The following is a 16,818-nucleotide window of genomic DNA, read 5'->3' on the forward strand; positions in this document are numbered from 1 at the left end:
AGATACCGCGGCGGTATGACGTGTTGCTTGGGTCAGCTATAGTATTTCTTAAAATTAATAATAAATTTCTTGGCTAGCAAGAAGCTGTAAATTTTTTTGCGATACCTAAGCCGCTTTTGATATAGCTAAAGGTTTACTGATGATTTGTCTCATTCCACTACCTGCTGACTTACTTTCTGCTTAGCATATCCATCAAATCAGATTCTTTGAGTTTACTATGGTCAACTTTACTGAACTTATTTACCATAGAGCTCATTTGATTATACTGCTTAATTAGAAGATTAATGTCAGTTACAGTTGTTCCGGACCCCTTAGAAATTCTAAGTCTTCTTTTGCCATTTAAAATATCTGGATTTTGCCTTTCTTTTTCAGTCATTGAGTTTATGATGGCTATATATTTTTTCACTTTATTGTCATCTGGCACACTGCTACTTAGCTTTTTTGTAAATGAACTAGGAATGAATTTCATTATGTTGCTAATGCCATCCATTTTACTCAGAGTTTTTAACATTCCCACTAGGTCGTTTAGGTCGAATTTACCTTTTTTCACTTTCTTTTGTAACTTATCAATTTCTTCCTGACCAACAATCTCAGCAGCTTTTTCAACCAATGAGACAACATCACCCATGCTAAGTATTCTTTTTGCAATTCTATCTGGATAAAAATCATCGAGGTCACTTAATTTTTCACCACAAGCAATAAATTTAATTGGACAATCGGCGATCATTTTCATAGAAAGAGCAGCACCACCACGTGCATCACCATCAACACGGGTAAGAATAATGCCGGTTACACCTATTACCTCATTGAATGATTTGGCAATGTTGACCGCATCCTGGCCTATCATTGCGTCGGCTACTAAAATAACTTCTGCAGGTGAAGCTATTTCCTTTACGGCTTTCAACTCATTCATCATATTATTGTCAATATGAAGCCTGCCTGCAGTATCTAGTATTAATACATCATAATTATCGTCCTTTGCTGCTGCCAGTGCCCTTTTTGTAATTGTAATGGGCTTCTCATCTATTACTACAGGTAAAGTTTGCACATCTATTTGTTTACCTAGCACTTCAAGTTGTTTCTGGGCAGCAGGCCTATAAATGTCTAAAGAGGCAAGCATCACTTTTTTCTTTTGCTTTTTTAGTTTTAAAGCAAGCTTTCCTGAGGTAGTTGTTTTACCTGCACCTTGTAAGCCCACCATCATAATCACAGCAGGGGGTTTAACTGCTAGATTTAAGTCACTTTTCTCTGATCCGAGAACTGCAACTAAATTATCCTGTACAATTTTAATTATCATTTGTGCTGGAGAAACACTTTTTATGACTTTTTCCCCAATCACTTTATCTTTAATGTCGTTGATGAATTTTTTTGCAACTTCAAGTGAAACGTCAGCTTCAATTAAGGCTATGCGTATTTCACGCATGGCAAGATTAAAATCATCTTCAGAAATGATTGACTTTCCTCTCAGTTTACTAAATACAGAATTTAAACTTTCAGTTAACGATTTAAACATAATAGCATTAGTAGAATACTCATTAAAAAGAGAGAAGAAGCCGAAACAAAACTCACTGAGTTATAACCCAGCACTTCTTTAAGTTTAGTAATATTATTAAAGTATAAACCAGTAAGTGGATTAGTCAAGTTTTGCACTACGCTGGCAAACATTTCTCTAGTTTTAGAGACTAACTGATTGAACAACAAGACAATATAGGATATGAAAGTTCTAAAAATCCAATCAACATCCATTTTAAAATTTACTCTCGGGTAAAATAACTTGCGTAAAGGAATAAACAATAAAGTGGTACATAGTAACAAATTAAATTGCGACAAAATATTTTTTGTGTTGTACACAAAATCGAAAATCGAAGGTTTTTTGTAAATAGGTAAGTAAGGATTGCCAGCGATTACGCATATAAATGCTAAAATAATCATAGTCATTTTGCCTCCTCTCTCTGCTAAAGGTTTTGACTTACTTTTTGCAATAAATAAGTAATAAAGAAACTTTAGCCCCACGCTTAAATGAAGCAGCAAATTTAGAAGCTTATATAAATTTTTATACCCTTTAAAGGCAACAGTGTTCATTTCAATTTCAGCTGTGATATATGATTTACTGATAAATCCAACGGTTCCAGGAAATGCAGCCATTGTAAGTATTGCGATTATAGCACACATGCCTTCCACTGACATCAGTTTACCCACTCCATTAAAACTAATTGTTTTTGTTTGTGAAATAATCGAATTACTGACCACAAACAATAATGATTGATAAACAAGAGAGAAGATTATATGCAGTATCAAAATTGGTATTGCTTTTTCCGAAGGACTGAGCAAACTTCCTGCAATAATCAGCAAGCCCATTTGTCCTACAACGTTATAGCATAAAAATCTGCGAATATTTTGCTCAAGAGAAGCAAATATAATGCTGTAAATTGCAGTGATGGCGCCTACAAGCGCTAATATTTCAGTACAATCTTGCCATAGGTTATAAGTGTGTAAAAGCATCACTAAAAAAGAGACTTTAGTGGTAAATAAAGAGAGATATGTGGTGCCATGTAGCGATGCAGCAGGATATGCATCAACAACCCAAAATGAAAAAGGAAAACAAGCGCAGTTTATCAATAAACCCAAAATTATCAGGTTAGTGCTTTGAAGTGCCAATCCTGCTATTAATATAACTCCAACGAAAAAGTGTACACAAGCGTACCTTATTGCAGGTCCACTATCTCTACAGCTAGCTGCGATAATAAAAAATGCACTGATGGTCATTAATTCACAGAATATTATAACCAATATCATATGTTCAGATAAAACTGCATAAAGTGAACTAATAGTGTAAGCAGCAAAAGATAGCATCTCTGAAAAAGTCAAATTTTGTGCTGGTAGAACAGCTAAAAATGCAACTGATAAAAAAGATATTAGTATGGTACGAAAAGATAAATCAAAATCTAGAATTGGGAGAGACGAATTTACTGCAATGCTCAAATTTTCAGGTAATTTTAGGACTATAACTATTAATACAGTAAGTAGAAGTAACAGTGACGATTTATAAAGTTGCACAATAATTAAAACCAATATGGTTTATGCTATCTCAATATATGAATAAAATCAATTTGCATATTAACCACTAATTAAACTAATTATCATATAATTATATCAGAGTTTAGAGGGTTATAGAGAAATCGGTCAGATTAGGTTTTTAATCTAATCTGACCGATAGCTTTAATAGTGAGGTAAGCTTTAATATAGCACTCCTAATTCATAACGCTACACTCGTGCATAATTTATTTTTAATTTGTGCACGAGCGTTAGTAAATTATTTACTTTTTGAAATAAAATTTGGCATCACTTTAATATTGAGACTTAGTAAACCTCAGTAGGTCTGCCAGTTGGGCCCATAAGAATTATTTGCTCGCCTTCTCTTAAGTGTCTGCATAAATTAGTGGAGCCGCCGATTTCCAGCACAATAGTGGAAATAATTCCTTTTTTTTTGTCTACTTCAGTGCCAGTCACAGCTATACCTTCCATAGCAAGGTTAGTTTTTCTGCTATTGGTTTCAAAATTTTGCAACCTAAAAAATTGTCCAGGTTTAAAATTCTTTGCCGCAAGAGGTGCTTTAATCACTATTTCTATCACTTTATCTGTTAAATATTGAACTTTTATGACTTTTGCAGTGAATTGCTCTTTGATTCTATTAAATAATTCTTTATTAGCCAGGTCTTCAACACTTGACCACGCATTTTTTTTCTGGCCCACAACATCACACACTGGAATGACAGAAACGAAGCTATTAACTCCACTCAAAAGCTGAGAAATAATAGGGTAGCCGTTCTTAGCACTTGCCATAGCTTTCACGACGCTGCCTCTATACGAAGGATGAAGGTCACCAAAAAAGCTAATTGTTTTATTGCCTTGCTTGTATACTAATATTCTGTCTTTATTTTGCATTTTAGGAGAAAATATTGGGTCTATTTCTTTTCCCAATGAATTCAATTGAGTAAAATACCCATTACTTAATTTAAAATGCTTTTCATCTTCTGTTGCAATAACCGTATTTGGCTCAGTACCTGCTGCTATAAAAATAGAACGTGCTTTTATACGTTTGATTTCGCCGGATTTTGTGTCTATCAGTTTTATTGATTCAGCATGGTTATATTTATCCGTCACAACTTCAACTGGCTCTAAGTTTTCAATAAAGTAAATTCCTTCTGACAGTGCATTTTGCACCTCTTCGCTATTTAATCGATAACTCGGTGAATCTTTTAGCTCTTTTCTATATATAACTTTCACTCCCCCGAGGCTCTGCATCAACTCTAATATTTTTATTTCTCTATTCTCTTTTTTTGCTAACTCTTGCTCTGCTTGGATCAACTTTGCGTGCGATATGAGCTCATTTGCAATTTTGTGTTCTTCTTCTGTCCAATCTTTTTCAACACAGTCCTTTCCATACTTATCAACTAATATCTCATAACGAAGAAGAAATTTTTCTACTTGAATTGGATAATACGCTAAAGCTTCAGTGGCAGTGTCAATCGCAGTAAGCCCCGCACCTATGACAACTATCGGCATACGAACTTGCAGATTTGCTATAGAATCAAATTTAAGAGCACCAGTCAGTTGTAACGACATAAGAAAGTCAGATGCCATACGTACTCCACGAGCTAGTATATTCTTTATTTTGATCATTCGTGGCTTGCCAGAGCCAAGTGCTAGGGCGATGTGATCAAAACCCGAGTTGAACGCGTCATCAACATTAATCGTGCCACCAAAACGAATGCCTCCATAAAGTGCAAAATGCTCACGTCTTTCCAGCAGTAATCTAATAATCTTTAAGTAATTCTTATCCCACCGAGAAGTAATACCATATTCTGCCACCCCACCAAACCCTCCTGCCATGCGTTCACTCAATTTTTCGTGTTTGAAATCTTTAATTAGCTGGAAATTATCGATCAAAGGCTCAATTTTTAGTCCATCAATGGTGATAACGTTATGCCCATCGTTCAACAAATGATGAGCTAAATTAAAACCAGCAGGACCAAGGCCTACAACTAGAACGTTTTTTCCAGTGTTTCCTCTTGGCAATGAACGCTGAAAATTTAAAGGATTCCAACGGCTGAGCAGAGAATATATTTCAAATCCGTACGGTAAACTGAGCACATCATCCAGAATCCTTGTTTCAATTGCTGGCACATTTACGGGTTCTTGTTTTTGATATATGCACGAATTCATGCAGTCATTGCATATTCTGTGCCCAGTGGCTGCACATAATGGGTTATCTATCATCACAATTGCAAGACTTGCTATGCTGTACCCTTCGCTTTTCACCAGATTCATTTCTGATATTTTCTGCTCTAGTGGGCAGCCGTGCAGTTCAACTTTTAGTGGAGATTGTTTAAAAGTATTGTCGTTATTAATTAGCCCCTTTGAGCAGCTGTCCTTACTTTGCTTATGACAAAATATGCAGTGGTGAGCATTATCTAGTGCTTTATTCAAACTCACCTTTTTGCTTGTTAGATCAAAACCGTATCGTCTTTTTACTTCATTTGAATACAGCACTTCAACTTTGTCTACTTCTTTTTTAGAAAATGGTATGAGGTTTTCGTGGTCGATTTTTTTATGAATACTGAATAATATACTCTGTTTATTTTTTACTCTCCACACTGCATATTGTGCTGCAAGTTCTATTTCTTCTTTGTGATTTTCTTTATCTTCAAACCAATGCATCACCTGCTCAGCAAAATTTTTTTCTGTTGTTGGCAAAGTGAGAAAATGACTTAGTTTGTTAGTAATATCTATATTCGCCACATTAGTGTATTTCTTCAATGCATAGCGTTGGACAAATAACCTTTTGCATTTATATATTACAGCAAAGTCGTTGTGCTTTTTCTTTAGCTCTTCTATTTCTTTTTCAATGTTGAAAAGTTTTGCAATAAATTCATCAAGTAAGTACGAAAGGTCTATAACGAGCTGGCTATCTGTCATCCAAGTAGCTGACCGTCCTTCTTGTTTTCTAGATCCCAGTGTCAAGCACTGGGATGACGGGGGTTGACAATGGGATGACATCGAAGAAGAAGCTGCTTTTTCTCTTGCTTCAATTAATGAACAAAACAAGCTCTCATCACATGATTTAATATAATTCAAAAATGTCTCATCTAATTTTGTTAATCCATTGCGAGTATATAGATTCGAAAATGAGATTTTGAAATTCAGCTTCATTGCTATACTATAAAGTGTACATGCTGTTTCTTACAGATGAAGATTTTATTTATTTTGCAGTACTGCTGAGATTGTTGCTTCTGCAACTTTTTCTTCGCTAACAGATGCAATACACCTAAATTTGTGTACACCTAAACACACACTTTGAATGTTAGCTTGAAGAATCAATGTGTCCCCTGGAGTAACTGGCTTTCTGAATTTTGCATTTTCAATGGATCTCAAGTAAACAACTTTATTTTCTATTGTTTCTTTACCTAGAACACATATAGCAGATGCCTGAGCTAGAGATTCAATTATCAAGACTCCTGGCATTATTGGATGACCAGGGAAGTGGCCAATAAAAAATGGCTCATTGAAAGTCACATTTTTGATTGCTTTTATACTTTTACCAGGATCACACTCTATAACTCTATCTACTAAGAGAAACGGATAAGAATGTGGTAATATTTTTATAATATCACTGATATTAAATTGCATAAGCCTACTCAATGCCTTTCAAAGCAAATTCAGGTATTTTCTTGTTTATATTGTTTAATACCACATCTGATAAATCAACTTCATCCATGGAGTATAAAACTTGGTTCTTTTTTGAAATAAATAGTACCAAATCTATGTTGTTTTTTTCTGCCGTTTTTTTAGCGACTTCTTTTATCTTGTTAAAAACACTCTCTACTGCGTCTCTATAGCTTTCTTCTAAATGTAACATTTTTTTAGCGTAATTATCTCTAGTATTTACAGTGTGCTTATTAAACTGTTCTGTCTTTTCTTTTTTTGCTTCTTCTGACAAAAGTTCAAATTCTTCTTTTGATGGCTTAAGTTTTTCTAACTCACTTTCAAATTCTTGTTGTAATCTAGAATTCTGCTCCTTTATTTGTTGTTGTATATTTTGCAGAGCAAGAGATTCATTGATGACTTTGTCACTATCGATAATTGCAGCTTTTGTGTTCTGAGGTTGATATCCTACAAACTTATACCCCACAAATAAGGAAATAATTAAGGCAATAACTGATATAAATAACTGTATATATTTCATTCAAATCCCCGCTTCAATAGAAAATTTAACATTTGGTGATGGTATTATATCATAAGATTCCTTTACTAAAGGAAACCCGAAATCCAATCTAAGTCTACCAAAAGGAGAAAGCATTGAAAAGCCAAAACCTGGTGACACTCTCACAAGCTTGCTATCGTAGTATTTCCCTTCATACTTCTTATTTTTATCATCTAAGCCAAAAAGTGTTGCATAGTCAACAAATAGTGAGCCTTTGATACCAGCATAGTCATATAGTTTTGGTAGAGGAAAATCCACTTGCTGTGTTAGATTAAAATAAGTTTTGCCTCCTAATGAGCTTTTATTTTTGTCTTCTGCTCTTGGTCCAATACCGGAAAGGTCAAACCCTCTAATCTCATTACCCCCTTTAAAAAAGTGCTGGCCAATGTTTAGATTTTCATCAGTATAAGAAAAAATATGACCTGCCGCCATCTTAAAGCGTAGCGTTATATCATCGTCAATTTTGCTTAATATAGGGTGCGTATAAAAAGATAAGAATTCAGATTTTAGGAAATTCACGTTTCCTCCCAATCCTGAAATATCCTGACTTAAGCGCAGTAAATACCCTTCTTTTGGAGCATATAGATTATCCAGTTTATTATGTGCCAACGTGTATCCCACTGATGAAATCTGATGTTTACCTTTTCGGTCCAGTATTATTTCAGAGATATCGGTGTCTTGTCCACCCTTATTATCCATGTGTATATGATTATACTTATAAGAATAGCGAAGGGAATTAGTTAAGTTCTCTGTGACTTTATATGATAACTTTGTAAAAAATCCCATATCGCAACTATCAAAAGTAGTGTTTGGTTTATCTTGTTTTTCATAAAATACACCCATGCCTAGTGACGTATCAGAATCGTTAAAATTATTTTCAACAAACTCTAAATCAGTAGAAAATACGTATTGACTTTTTTCAAGAGCAAAAGAGAGCTCTTTTCCAGTACCAAATAAATTACGGTCTTTGAGGTCAATTTTAATCAATGCTCCACCAGGAAGAGACACACCTCCTCCCAAATACAACGAAGTAGTGTTTTTTTCTTTAACACTTAAGTCAAGATTTACTGCATTATCATTAACTGCATAACTATTTACTTTCACTGTTTCAAAAAAATCACTACTCATTAGTTTTTTACGTGACTTTTGAATCTCAGATATATTGTACGCATCACCTTCTGCTACACTTAGCTTACTTCTGATCACTTTATCTAAAGTGCGATCGTTACCATCAATTGTAATTTGATTTATATAAATCTTTTTACCCGGCAGCACTCTGTAGGTTACATCTACAACATTGTCACGTTGTGCATACTCTGGATTAACTTTTGCAAATATATATCCTTTCTCATTTAAATATTTGTTTATTTTTTCTACTGTATTATTAATTTTAACTCTATTAAATATCTTATCGTTTTCCTCTGTTATAAAATCCAATATTTCTTCTTTTAGGCTCAAATCCTGAATTTCAGTTTCAATATTAACCTCATTATTTCCAAATAAATACTGCTGTCCTTCGTCAATCAAAAAAGTTAACTCTGTTTGATTGTTATTATCAACCTCAACAATTGGTTGAATATTATTTTGAATATATCCTTTAGATGAATAAAAATGATCGAGCAATTCTGTGTTAATCAATAGATATTGCGGTGAATAATGATTTCCGCCTTTAAAAATAGCTCTAAATAACTTACTAAATATGTCATTACTATGTCTTTTGATAACTTGCTCTAGCTCATTTTCAGAAAAGTTTTTATTGCCTATAAATCTTATATCCTTAATTTTAGAGGTTTTGCCTTCTTTTATTTTAAAAATTAGATTGACCCTATTGCCATCAAGCTTATTCAGGTCATATTCAATTTTAACACCAATCTTACCGTTATTTCTATAAGTAGTGACTAAATTCACTAAATCGTTTTGCAATTTTGTTTCAGTTAAAATAGTTAGCGACTTTGATTGAATCACATTACTTAGCAGCTCTTTGCTGTTAAATAACTTATTGCCTTTTAACACTACCTTGTTAATCAGTGGATTTTCTTGAATTTTTATTACTAAATTTTTTTTATCATCTATGTAAGCATTAACACTAGCAAATAACTTTGTTTTATATAGATCTTTTATAATTGAGTCTATATCATCGTCGTTTATATAATCACCAGATTTTAGTTTTATATAGAACCCTATTGTCTGGTTGCTTACCCTCTCATTACCAATACATTTGACATCTTTCACCTGCACTTTTTCCGCAGTTCCTAAAGCAACAAGCAGGGCAGGAAAAGAAATAAAAACCACTACCAGCATATAAAATAGCTTTTTCATATTTTATTTCAAAAAAGATCCCTAATATCATTTGACATTCCAGTTGCCATAAGCAAAAACAACACTAAAGCACCAAAAATAGCTGCATATTTTTGACATTTCAAGCTTAAATCCCTACGTATAACCGCTTCTATGATATAATGAAATAAATGCCCACCATCTAGCAGTGGTATTGGCAGCAAGTTAATTGCAGCTAAATTAGCTGAAATAATTGCCATGAAATACACAACCATAACGAACCCCTTTTTAGCTGATTGCCCTGAATACTTTGCGATTTTTATTGGCCCACCTATTTCATTGATACTCCTTTTACCAACAATAATGTGAAAGAGAGCTTTGATCGTTAAGCACATAGTGTGGTAAGTTTCACTTACTGATAAGCTCACAGCCCCAAGAAAAGACGACTGCTTTAATGTATTGACTGAAATAATCCCTATAGTTTCTCCTTCTATTGTGTTGCCAAAAACGTCTTTGTACTTGATTATTAATGGAGTTAAACTGGTCCTGTGCTTCTCATTATTTCTGCTATACTCAATCTCCATTCTTGTTTTAGGATTCGACATTATCACACGTGAAATATCTTCAAAGTATTTTATTTTATGCTCATTGATTTGTGTAATAGTGTCACCTGGCAACAAACCAGCTTGCTTAGCTGCACTACCTTCGATTACATTTTCAATCACCGGTGGAGTGCGATAATAACCTGCTATGCTAAAAAATATTGTAAAAGCTATAACAGCAAATACCATGTTTGCAAAAGGCCCTGCAAAAACTACTGCTGCTTTTTTATGACGCGGTTTTGTATGAAATGAATACAATTTTTCTTCTTCCGTTAATTCTTGTTGATCAGCTGGGACACTCGCTGCATTAGTATCTCCTAGCATTTTAATATAACCACCCAATGGAACAACGCTTAATTTCCATCTAGTTCCAGACTTATCGTTAAAACCAAAAATTTCAGGACCAAAACCTATGGAAAAGGATTCAACTTTAACTTTGCATGCTTTGGCAACAACATAATGCCCATATTCATGCACGAATACTATGACAGAAATTATTAAAGAAAATGATAAAAAATAATATATTCCATCGCTAAATTGATGGATAAGATTAGAAATTAATTCCACCTGTATATTTAGATCTTAACAAAATGTTAAGTATATTAAAATGCGCCTCGCTTGACAAGTATTTAGTTTAACTTTTAAATTAAAAAAAGTTTAATTGTAATGACAGATACCTCACTACTCAGAAGAAAATTAATATATAGAAGCTGGCATAGGGGTTGCAAAGAAACCGATATACTTTTAGGGCATTTCGCATTGAAATATCTTGATAAATTTTCCTTAAGCGAACTAATCGAATACGAAAAAATAGTTGATCTTGATGATTACGAATTATATTGTTACATAACTCGTAAGACAAACCTCCCTCCTGGCTTGAATAGTCAGATAGTCAATTTAATTGCTTGCTTTATTGAAGCTAATCCTTTATGCACTCAAGATTAGTGATAATCTTATTTACCTTATCTAGTACCTCAGTATATTCTATTCTTTTCTCGTTTCTATACTTTTCGCGCTCTTGATTTACTTCATCTAATCGCTTTGTTAATTCTAAAATTTTATCCTCAAGAATTAGTGCTGCAAGTAAGAAATTTAATGCATCCGAACCCTTACCTCCAGTTTTTTGAGATACAGAACTAACTAACTTGTCAAAACTATTAGCAAGGCGTAATAAATGATTCCCCTTCCCACTTTCGCAAGATATTTTATATGTGTTATTACGTATAACTATTTCTACTACTTGCATATGGTGCTAAAAATTTCTATCGTACAGTATAAACTCAAACCCCTACTTTCATCTTATTTATGGTATAAATTTTTATTCATTTATCAAATCAGATAATTTTTTACTGCTACGAAAATATGTTTTAAAGTATTGATTCTTTGTAAACTTCTGTAACATTAAATGGCTTGTTTCTTTCAAGTTATAACTTCTAACTGAAAAAGAACCAAACCCCCTAATTTCAACTCTATTATGATGTTTTAATGTGCTTGAAAGTATCCCAAAAAATCTATCAACTATAGCTGCTATAACAATCTTATCTAAAAAAGGATGTCTTTTTGCTACCCTCGCTATTATATCAGACTTTGTTGCCATTTACATGAAGCCAAAATAAGTAAACCTTATCACTTAGCAGATAATGCTATGTTATATTCTTCAACACCCAATACTTCAACTTCTATTTTTTCTGATATAGAGAATTTTTTATTCTCTGGTAAATGCTCTTGATCTATTAGAAGGGCTACATCGTTCTCAACTTCAACGACTAGTCCATTATCTTCTCTCTTACCTACAATAACCTGTATTTTATCACCTACCTTAACTTTCTTTATCAGTTCTTCAAGAGGATCATACTCTGTTTGTTTTATTCCAAGATAAATTCTTGCCCGATTCACGTTAGCCCTTATTACTTTTGCTTCTATTTTATCACCTACATTATACTTCTTTATCTCATCTGAACCATTTTTATACCAACTAAAATCTTTCACATATATTGTCCCTTCTACGTTCTCATCTATTTCAGAATCACCGAAAGCAACAGATACATATGAGCCGGTATTATTCTTCACTTCACCAGAAACAATAGAACCAGGAGGATATTTATTGATAAATACTTGCCAAGGGTTGTCTACACACCTTTTCATGCTTAAACTCATCCTACTCTTAGCAATGTCAATACTGAGAATTTTTACATATACTTCTTGTCCCCTTGTTACGAGACTACTAACTGGTAAATTACCCTTAACCCAAGTTATTTCTGACGAGTGCACTAAACCTTCAATTCCAGGTCTAAGCTCAACAAATAATCCATAATCTTCTATGCTTGTTACATAACCCTTATGCACACTATCAACTGGATATTTTGACTCTGCATCTTGCCAAGGGCTATCTTCTAGCTGCTTCACACCCAAGGAAATTTTAGCATTTTCCTTATCTATTTTTATAATTTTAACTTTTATAGTCTGACCACAAGTAAAAACTGCAGACGGATGACTTACCCTACTCCAAGAGATATCTGTAATATGTAACAATCCATCTATAACTCCCACTACATCTGATTCATGAATACCGACAAATACACCGTAATGAGTGATACTTTTTATTTTCCCTTCTATTATATCGCCTTCATTTAAAGATTCTAAAAATTTAATTTTTTCACCAGCGTGCAATTTTTCTAACACCAGCTTTCTTGATACTACAATATTGCCCTGCTTCTTATCCATTTTAAGCACGATGAACTTTTGTTCAGTTTCAATAAGGTGCTTCGCATCTTTTACTTGCTTCAAATCCACATGACTCAGCGGTAAAAAAGCGTTTATTCCGTCACCAAGATCAACAATAAAGCCACATTTAATTGAGCGTTTAATAACTCCGCTTACTTCAGCCCTTGTAACTGTATCTTCTTCCAACTTATTCCATTTTTCGTCTCTAATTGCTTTTTCACGACTAAGAACAACATTACCATGATAATCTTCAATTCTTTCCACATAAACTCTGATTTTCGAGCCAATAATGACCTCATCATTACAACCGAGTTCCTTGATCAGAATTCTCCCGTCAGATTTTAAACCAATATCAACCACAACGTCGTTAGGGTTTATTCTTGTAATTACACCTTCTACCACATCTCCTTCTTTAATTTTGTTAACAAAAGAATCTTCAAACAAGGTATTATCTTGATCCTCAAATTGGCCTTGACATATCTCTTCTATAAATTTGTTTGATGATAGCTTTCTGATAGTAACCGGTAGATTTACGACTGGATTATTATTCATACCTTTAACTTAAACTTTATTAGAACTCATATATTATATAATATTAACAATTATTGACAAGTAATTTTTCATTAACTCATTTCGAGAATTGTTTAAGCTATATAAAATATAGTGAGAAAATTATATATGTATCAAGAATATGCTATTTAAGAATAGCAAGTGGATTAGATCGTTCTCCAGAAGGTCCAGGCTAAAACCTGATGTTGATGAAATATTGGAAAAATATTCTATTCAAAACAGCAAGGAATCTATAGAGAAAATTGTAAATTCACAAAAGAGAATATGGGTAGAAATAGGCTTTGGCAACGGTGAAAATATGCTTTACCAGGTGCTCAATGAACCTGATCTATTATTTATAGGATGTGAGCCCTACTTAAAGGGGGTTTCTCGCTTGCTAACAAACATAGAAATACAGAACATAAAAAATATTTTAATGCGGACAGAAGATGCAAGAGAATTGATTGCAAATTTTCCTGATAACAGTGTTGAAAGATTCTTTATTCTCTTTCCAGATCCATGGCCAAAAAGAAGTCACAATAAAAGACGATTAATTAATACGGAATTTTTAAATTTATTAGCAAAAAAAATACTTATAACAGGGGAAATATTCATTGCAACCGATCATCAGGACTATGCAGAGTGGATAGCATCACATATAAAGCAGTGTAACTCTTTAATCTATAGGGAAGACGATTTCACAAGTTATACTCTTACAAAATACCACAGAAGAGCGCTCAAAGATCAGCGTAAAGTGAGGTTCTTTAAAGTAAGTGTTATTAATAATTTGCAGACTATGGATCAATAGAGTTTTTGCATATCTCTTTTACGTTAACTATAGATTAAAAATAATAAAAAAAGAGGGAGAAATAGAGTAAATTCCTTTAACTACTTCTCCTTATGAAGGAATAGACTTCTTGCATAACCCAAACTAAGTAGAAAAAAGGTATCATCCAAGTAGCCCCTTTCTCGTCATGCCGCTGCGAATCGTCATACCGCCGCGGCGCTAACAAGTAGCGGGATGATGAGGCTTATCGTCATGCCACCGCGAACCGTCATACTGTCACGGTATCTCTTAGCCGCTAACAAGTAGCGGGATGACGGTTGTCAGGTTAGCTGTTATCCCAGTTTTTGACACTGGGATAACAACGAAGGGCTACTTGGATGACAGGGAAGGATGCTGGAATGAAGGTTTTTCAAATTGTCGATAAACCTAAATCTATAGCCTTTCTTATAATAGTCCGAATGCGATAAGATATGTGTTTATGGCTATAGCAGGCCAGTAGCATATTACGGTCTGTTCGGATTATTGTAAAAAGAGCTATATAATAACTATTTGCCTTTTTTCTAGGTTATGCAAGAAGTCTACTGAATAACAGTAAGATTTTTCAATCCTGTTCCACAGCAAATTTTAGTGCCATGTGAGTAGTTATGGTGCTGTTAACAATCAAAATAACAAAAACTAAGATGGTGATTAGTAGTGTATAAATATTCAAGGATAAATTTTCAAATTGAGTTAGCATTTTAAAATACACAAAGGTTGGCATTATCATTGGCAAAACAAGAATTTGCGATACTCCTGATGCTAAGTTGTTTCGACCAATCATCAATGCATTTCCAGTAGCTGAAATATTAATGATTATCAGCGTATTAAATAATAAAGACACTCCAACTGCTATTGAGTGTTCAATACTATTGCCTAGAATTGCAAAGCTGAATATGGAAGAAATTACTGAAATCGGTAACCCAAATAATAACCAGTGAGCGAAAATTTTATAAGCAACTATAAGCCTAGAAGAGAGTGGCTGTACAAAGATTTGCTCTAATATTCCATCATGATAATCAGATGTAAACAAATTATTTGTAGAAATCTGCAAAACAAATGTAGCACATATCCATGTTAATGTTAACATAACTTCTTGTTTATTGTTGTTTTTAAGTGTAAATGAAGATAAACTTAACATTATGATAAAAATACATACTATATAGGTAAAGTTCTTATCATCTGTTACTATTTTTTTTACTGAGTCGATCATACTAGGCTTTTAAATGTTTATTATAAATTATAGTGTTTACTTTGAGGTAGTATAATTTTTTGTTCATAAATTATATAGGTTTTATTATTTTTTTGATAATGCAATTATGGAAAAGTTACCAAAAATAAAGTCACCAGAAGATTACACTCCTTCAGAAGATGAAGAATATATGAGCGTAAAACAACTGGAATACTTCAGCTTAAAGTTACAATCAATACTCGCTGAGTTAGAGAAACAAGAACTAGAAGATAATAGTATTGATACATACTATTCTGATGAAGATAGTGGAAACGAGGAATTAATCAAGCGTCGAAAAGATAGAAAAGAAAAAATTAAGGAGGCGTTAGAAAAAATAAAATTAGGCACTTATGGTTACTGTGATGGAACAGGAGAAGAAATAGGAGTCGAAAGACTTAAAGCTAATCCGCTTGCTATATATTGTATTGAAGAGCAAGAGAGAGTAGAAAAAGAAAAGAACGTGTACAACATTAACGATTAATTTACACATAAGTGTTGAGCCCATTGGACTTCAAGAGGAGCAAGAGGCGCTGAAGTATGTTATGCTATAAAGAAAGTGGAAAATTGGACATTCTCAACTTGACTCCTGCAGATTAAAAATTAAGTTGTATCCGTTCAGGCAATGGCGTCAACTTAAGGAAAAATATCAGCGATAGTGTATAAAATTTCTCTCTAAATTTTTTATCATTAAATTATCCAAAGAGTGCAAGGGACAGCACTTTTGTTTCTATTTTATTGCAACAAAAAAGTTTAAAATGTGTCTTTTTTAGGTGAGGCATGCAAAAAGGAAAAGATCTTATCTTACAAATTAAAAATGCAATATACTCGAAAACTTTTCAGAAAATCCATTGTGTTGAGTTTTACACGAACAAGCTTTTTCGACAGTATTTTCTATGATTTTAAGTTAGTTAAAAAAAGTTTGGGAATAGAATGTGAACTTATGGAGCCATTGACATGTACCCTCAAAGCAAGCTTTTTCTAAAGCAAGGTATAAGATTTGCCATACAGGCTTTCAAGAATTTAAGCATCCAAACAGCCTATCAGGATGAACCTGAGTTGGAGAGGCTATAGACTTATTGCAGCAGATGGTTCTGGTATGAGATTACCCAGCTCTGGGGAAATTGTATCCGAGTTTGAACCAAATGGAACAACAGGCACCATTGGCAATTTGTTTGTTGATTTGTGTACTTCGCTGATTTGTAGTGCTCGTCTTGCAGCTTGGAATATAGGTGAACAAACGTTGGCGGCAGAGCAATTACCCGAAGTTATAGCCTTTCTTATAATAGTCCGAATGCGATAAGATATGTGTTTATGGCTATAGCAGGCCAGTAGCATATTACGGTCTGTT

The 16,818-nt window shown here is 33.6% G+C and carries 14 protein-coding genes and 1 pseudogene; 4 read left to right on the plus strand and 11 right to left on the minus strand.

From position 1 onward, the window contains the following. Nucleotides 1–169: 169 nt before the first annotated feature. From ffh to rseP, 7 genes are all read right to left on the minus strand, one after another. Complete coding sequence (gene ffh, locus OPR46_RS00265; protein WP_265043408.1) at nt 170–1,513, minus strand: signal recognition particle protein; 1,344 nt, start codon at nt 1,511–1,513, stop codon at nt 170–172. After that, nucleotides 1,498–3,057, minus strand: a complete 1,560-nt coding sequence (locus OPR46_RS00270) for a proton-conducting transporter transmembrane domain-containing protein (RefSeq protein ID WP_265044032.1) — start codon at nt 3,055–3,057, stop codon at nt 1,498–1,500. Before OPR46_RS00270 ends, ffh begins: the two co-directional genes overlap by 16 nt. A 303-nt stretch (nt 3,058–3,360) precedes the next feature. After that, nucleotides 3,361–6,213 carry an FAD-dependent oxidoreductase gene (locus tag OPR46_RS00275; RefSeq protein WP_265043409.1) on the minus strand — a complete coding sequence of 951 codons (2,853 nt, stop codon included), beginning with the start codon at nt 6,211–6,213 and terminating at the stop codon, nt 3,361–3,363. Nucleotides 6,214–6,258: 45 nt separating this feature from the next. Further along, entirely contained in the window at nt 6,259–6,690 is a 432-nt protein-coding gene (gene fabZ / locus OPR46_RS00280) for a 3-hydroxyacyl-ACP dehydratase FabZ (protein WP_006279640.1), read from the minus strand. Between the two features lie 4 nt (nt 6,691–6,694). After that, complete coding sequence (locus tag OPR46_RS00285) at nt 6,695–7,246, minus strand: OmpH family outer membrane protein (RefSeq protein ID WP_077188197.1); 552 nt, start codon at nt 7,244–7,246, stop codon at nt 6,695–6,697. Next, the gene (bamA, locus tag OPR46_RS00290) at nt 7,247–9,583 is read right to left on the minus strand and encodes an outer membrane protein assembly factor BamA (protein WP_265043410.1); all 2,337 of its coding nucleotides are present in this window, start codon (nt 9,581–9,583) and stop codon (nt 7,247–7,249) included. It abuts the gene before it with no gap. 8 nt (nt 9,584–9,591) lie between these two features. Beyond that, complete coding sequence (gene rseP, locus OPR46_RS00295) at nt 9,592–10,710, minus strand: RIP metalloprotease RseP (protein ID WP_265043411.1); 1,119 nt, start codon at nt 10,708–10,710, stop codon at nt 9,592–9,594. Nucleotides 10,711–10,809: 99 nt separating this feature from the next. Here rseP and OPR46_RS00300 point away from each other — a divergent pair, with 99 nt between their 5' ends. Further along, complete coding sequence (locus OPR46_RS00300) at nt 10,810–11,088, plus strand: FAD assembly factor SdhE (protein WP_006279484.1); 279 nt, start codon at nt 10,810–10,812, stop codon at nt 11,086–11,088. On the opposite strand, the gene OPR46_RS00305 is transcribed toward OPR46_RS00300, so the two are convergent. From OPR46_RS00305 to OPR46_RS00315, 3 genes are all read right to left on the minus strand, one after another. After that, nucleotides 11,063–11,389: a cell division protein ZapA gene (locus OPR46_RS00305; protein ID WP_010082086.1), complete on the minus strand. Its 327-nt coding sequence runs from the start codon at nt 11,387–11,389 to the stop codon at nt 11,063–11,065. The two genes, OPR46_RS00300 and OPR46_RS00305, sit on opposite strands and share 26 nt — an antisense overlap. Nucleotides 11,390–11,461: 72 nt before the next feature. After that, nucleotides 11,462–11,740, minus strand: a complete 279-nt coding sequence (locus OPR46_RS00310; RefSeq protein ID WP_010963035.1) for an HU family DNA-binding protein — start codon at nt 11,738–11,740, stop codon at nt 11,462–11,464. Between the two features lie 29 nt (nt 11,741–11,769). Continuing rightward, the gene (locus OPR46_RS00315) at nt 11,770–13,419 is read right to left on the minus strand and encodes a 30S ribosomal protein S1 (RefSeq protein ID WP_265043412.1); all 1,650 of its coding nucleotides are present in this window, start codon (nt 13,417–13,419) and stop codon (nt 11,770–11,772) included. 139 nt (nt 13,420–13,558) lie between these two features. Here OPR46_RS00315 and trmB point away from each other — a divergent pair, with 139 nt between their 5' ends. Then, nucleotides 13,559–14,224 (plus strand): tRNA (guanosine(46)-N7)-methyltransferase TrmB, encoded by a 666-nt coding sequence (gene trmB / locus OPR46_RS00320; RefSeq protein ID WP_265043413.1) that lies wholly within the window; start codon nt 13,559–13,561, stop codon nt 14,222–14,224. Nucleotides 14,225–14,804: 580 nt separating this feature from the next. Here trmB and OPR46_RS00325 read toward each other — a convergent pair. Next, on the minus strand, nt 14,805–15,452 hold the full coding sequence (locus OPR46_RS00325) for a heme exporter protein CcmB (RefSeq protein WP_265043414.1): 648 nt from the start codon (nt 15,450–15,452) through the stop codon (nt 14,805–14,807). A 106-nt stretch (nt 15,453–15,558) separates the two neighbouring features. On the opposite strand from OPR46_RS00325, the gene OPR46_RS00330 reads away from it, so the two are divergent. Together OPR46_RS00330 and OPR46_RS00335 are read left to right on the plus strand one after the other, a co-directional pair. After that, on the plus strand, nt 15,559–15,951 hold the full coding sequence (locus tag OPR46_RS00330) for a TraR/DksA family transcriptional regulator (protein ID WP_010963040.1): 393 nt from the start codon (nt 15,559–15,561) through the stop codon (nt 15,949–15,951). 296 nt (nt 15,952–16,247) lie between these two features. Next, nucleotides 16,248–16,737, plus strand: a pseudogene (locus tag OPR46_RS00335) (IS4-like element ISWosp8 family transposase); the annotation flags it as partial. Nucleotides 16,738–16,818: the final 81 nt, after the last annotated feature.

The sequence above is a fragment of the Wolbachia endosymbiont (group A) of Scambus nigricans genome (assembly GCF_947251485.1).
Lineage (GTDB): Bacteria > Pseudomonadota > Alphaproteobacteria > Rickettsiales > Anaplasmataceae > Wolbachia > Wolbachia pipientis.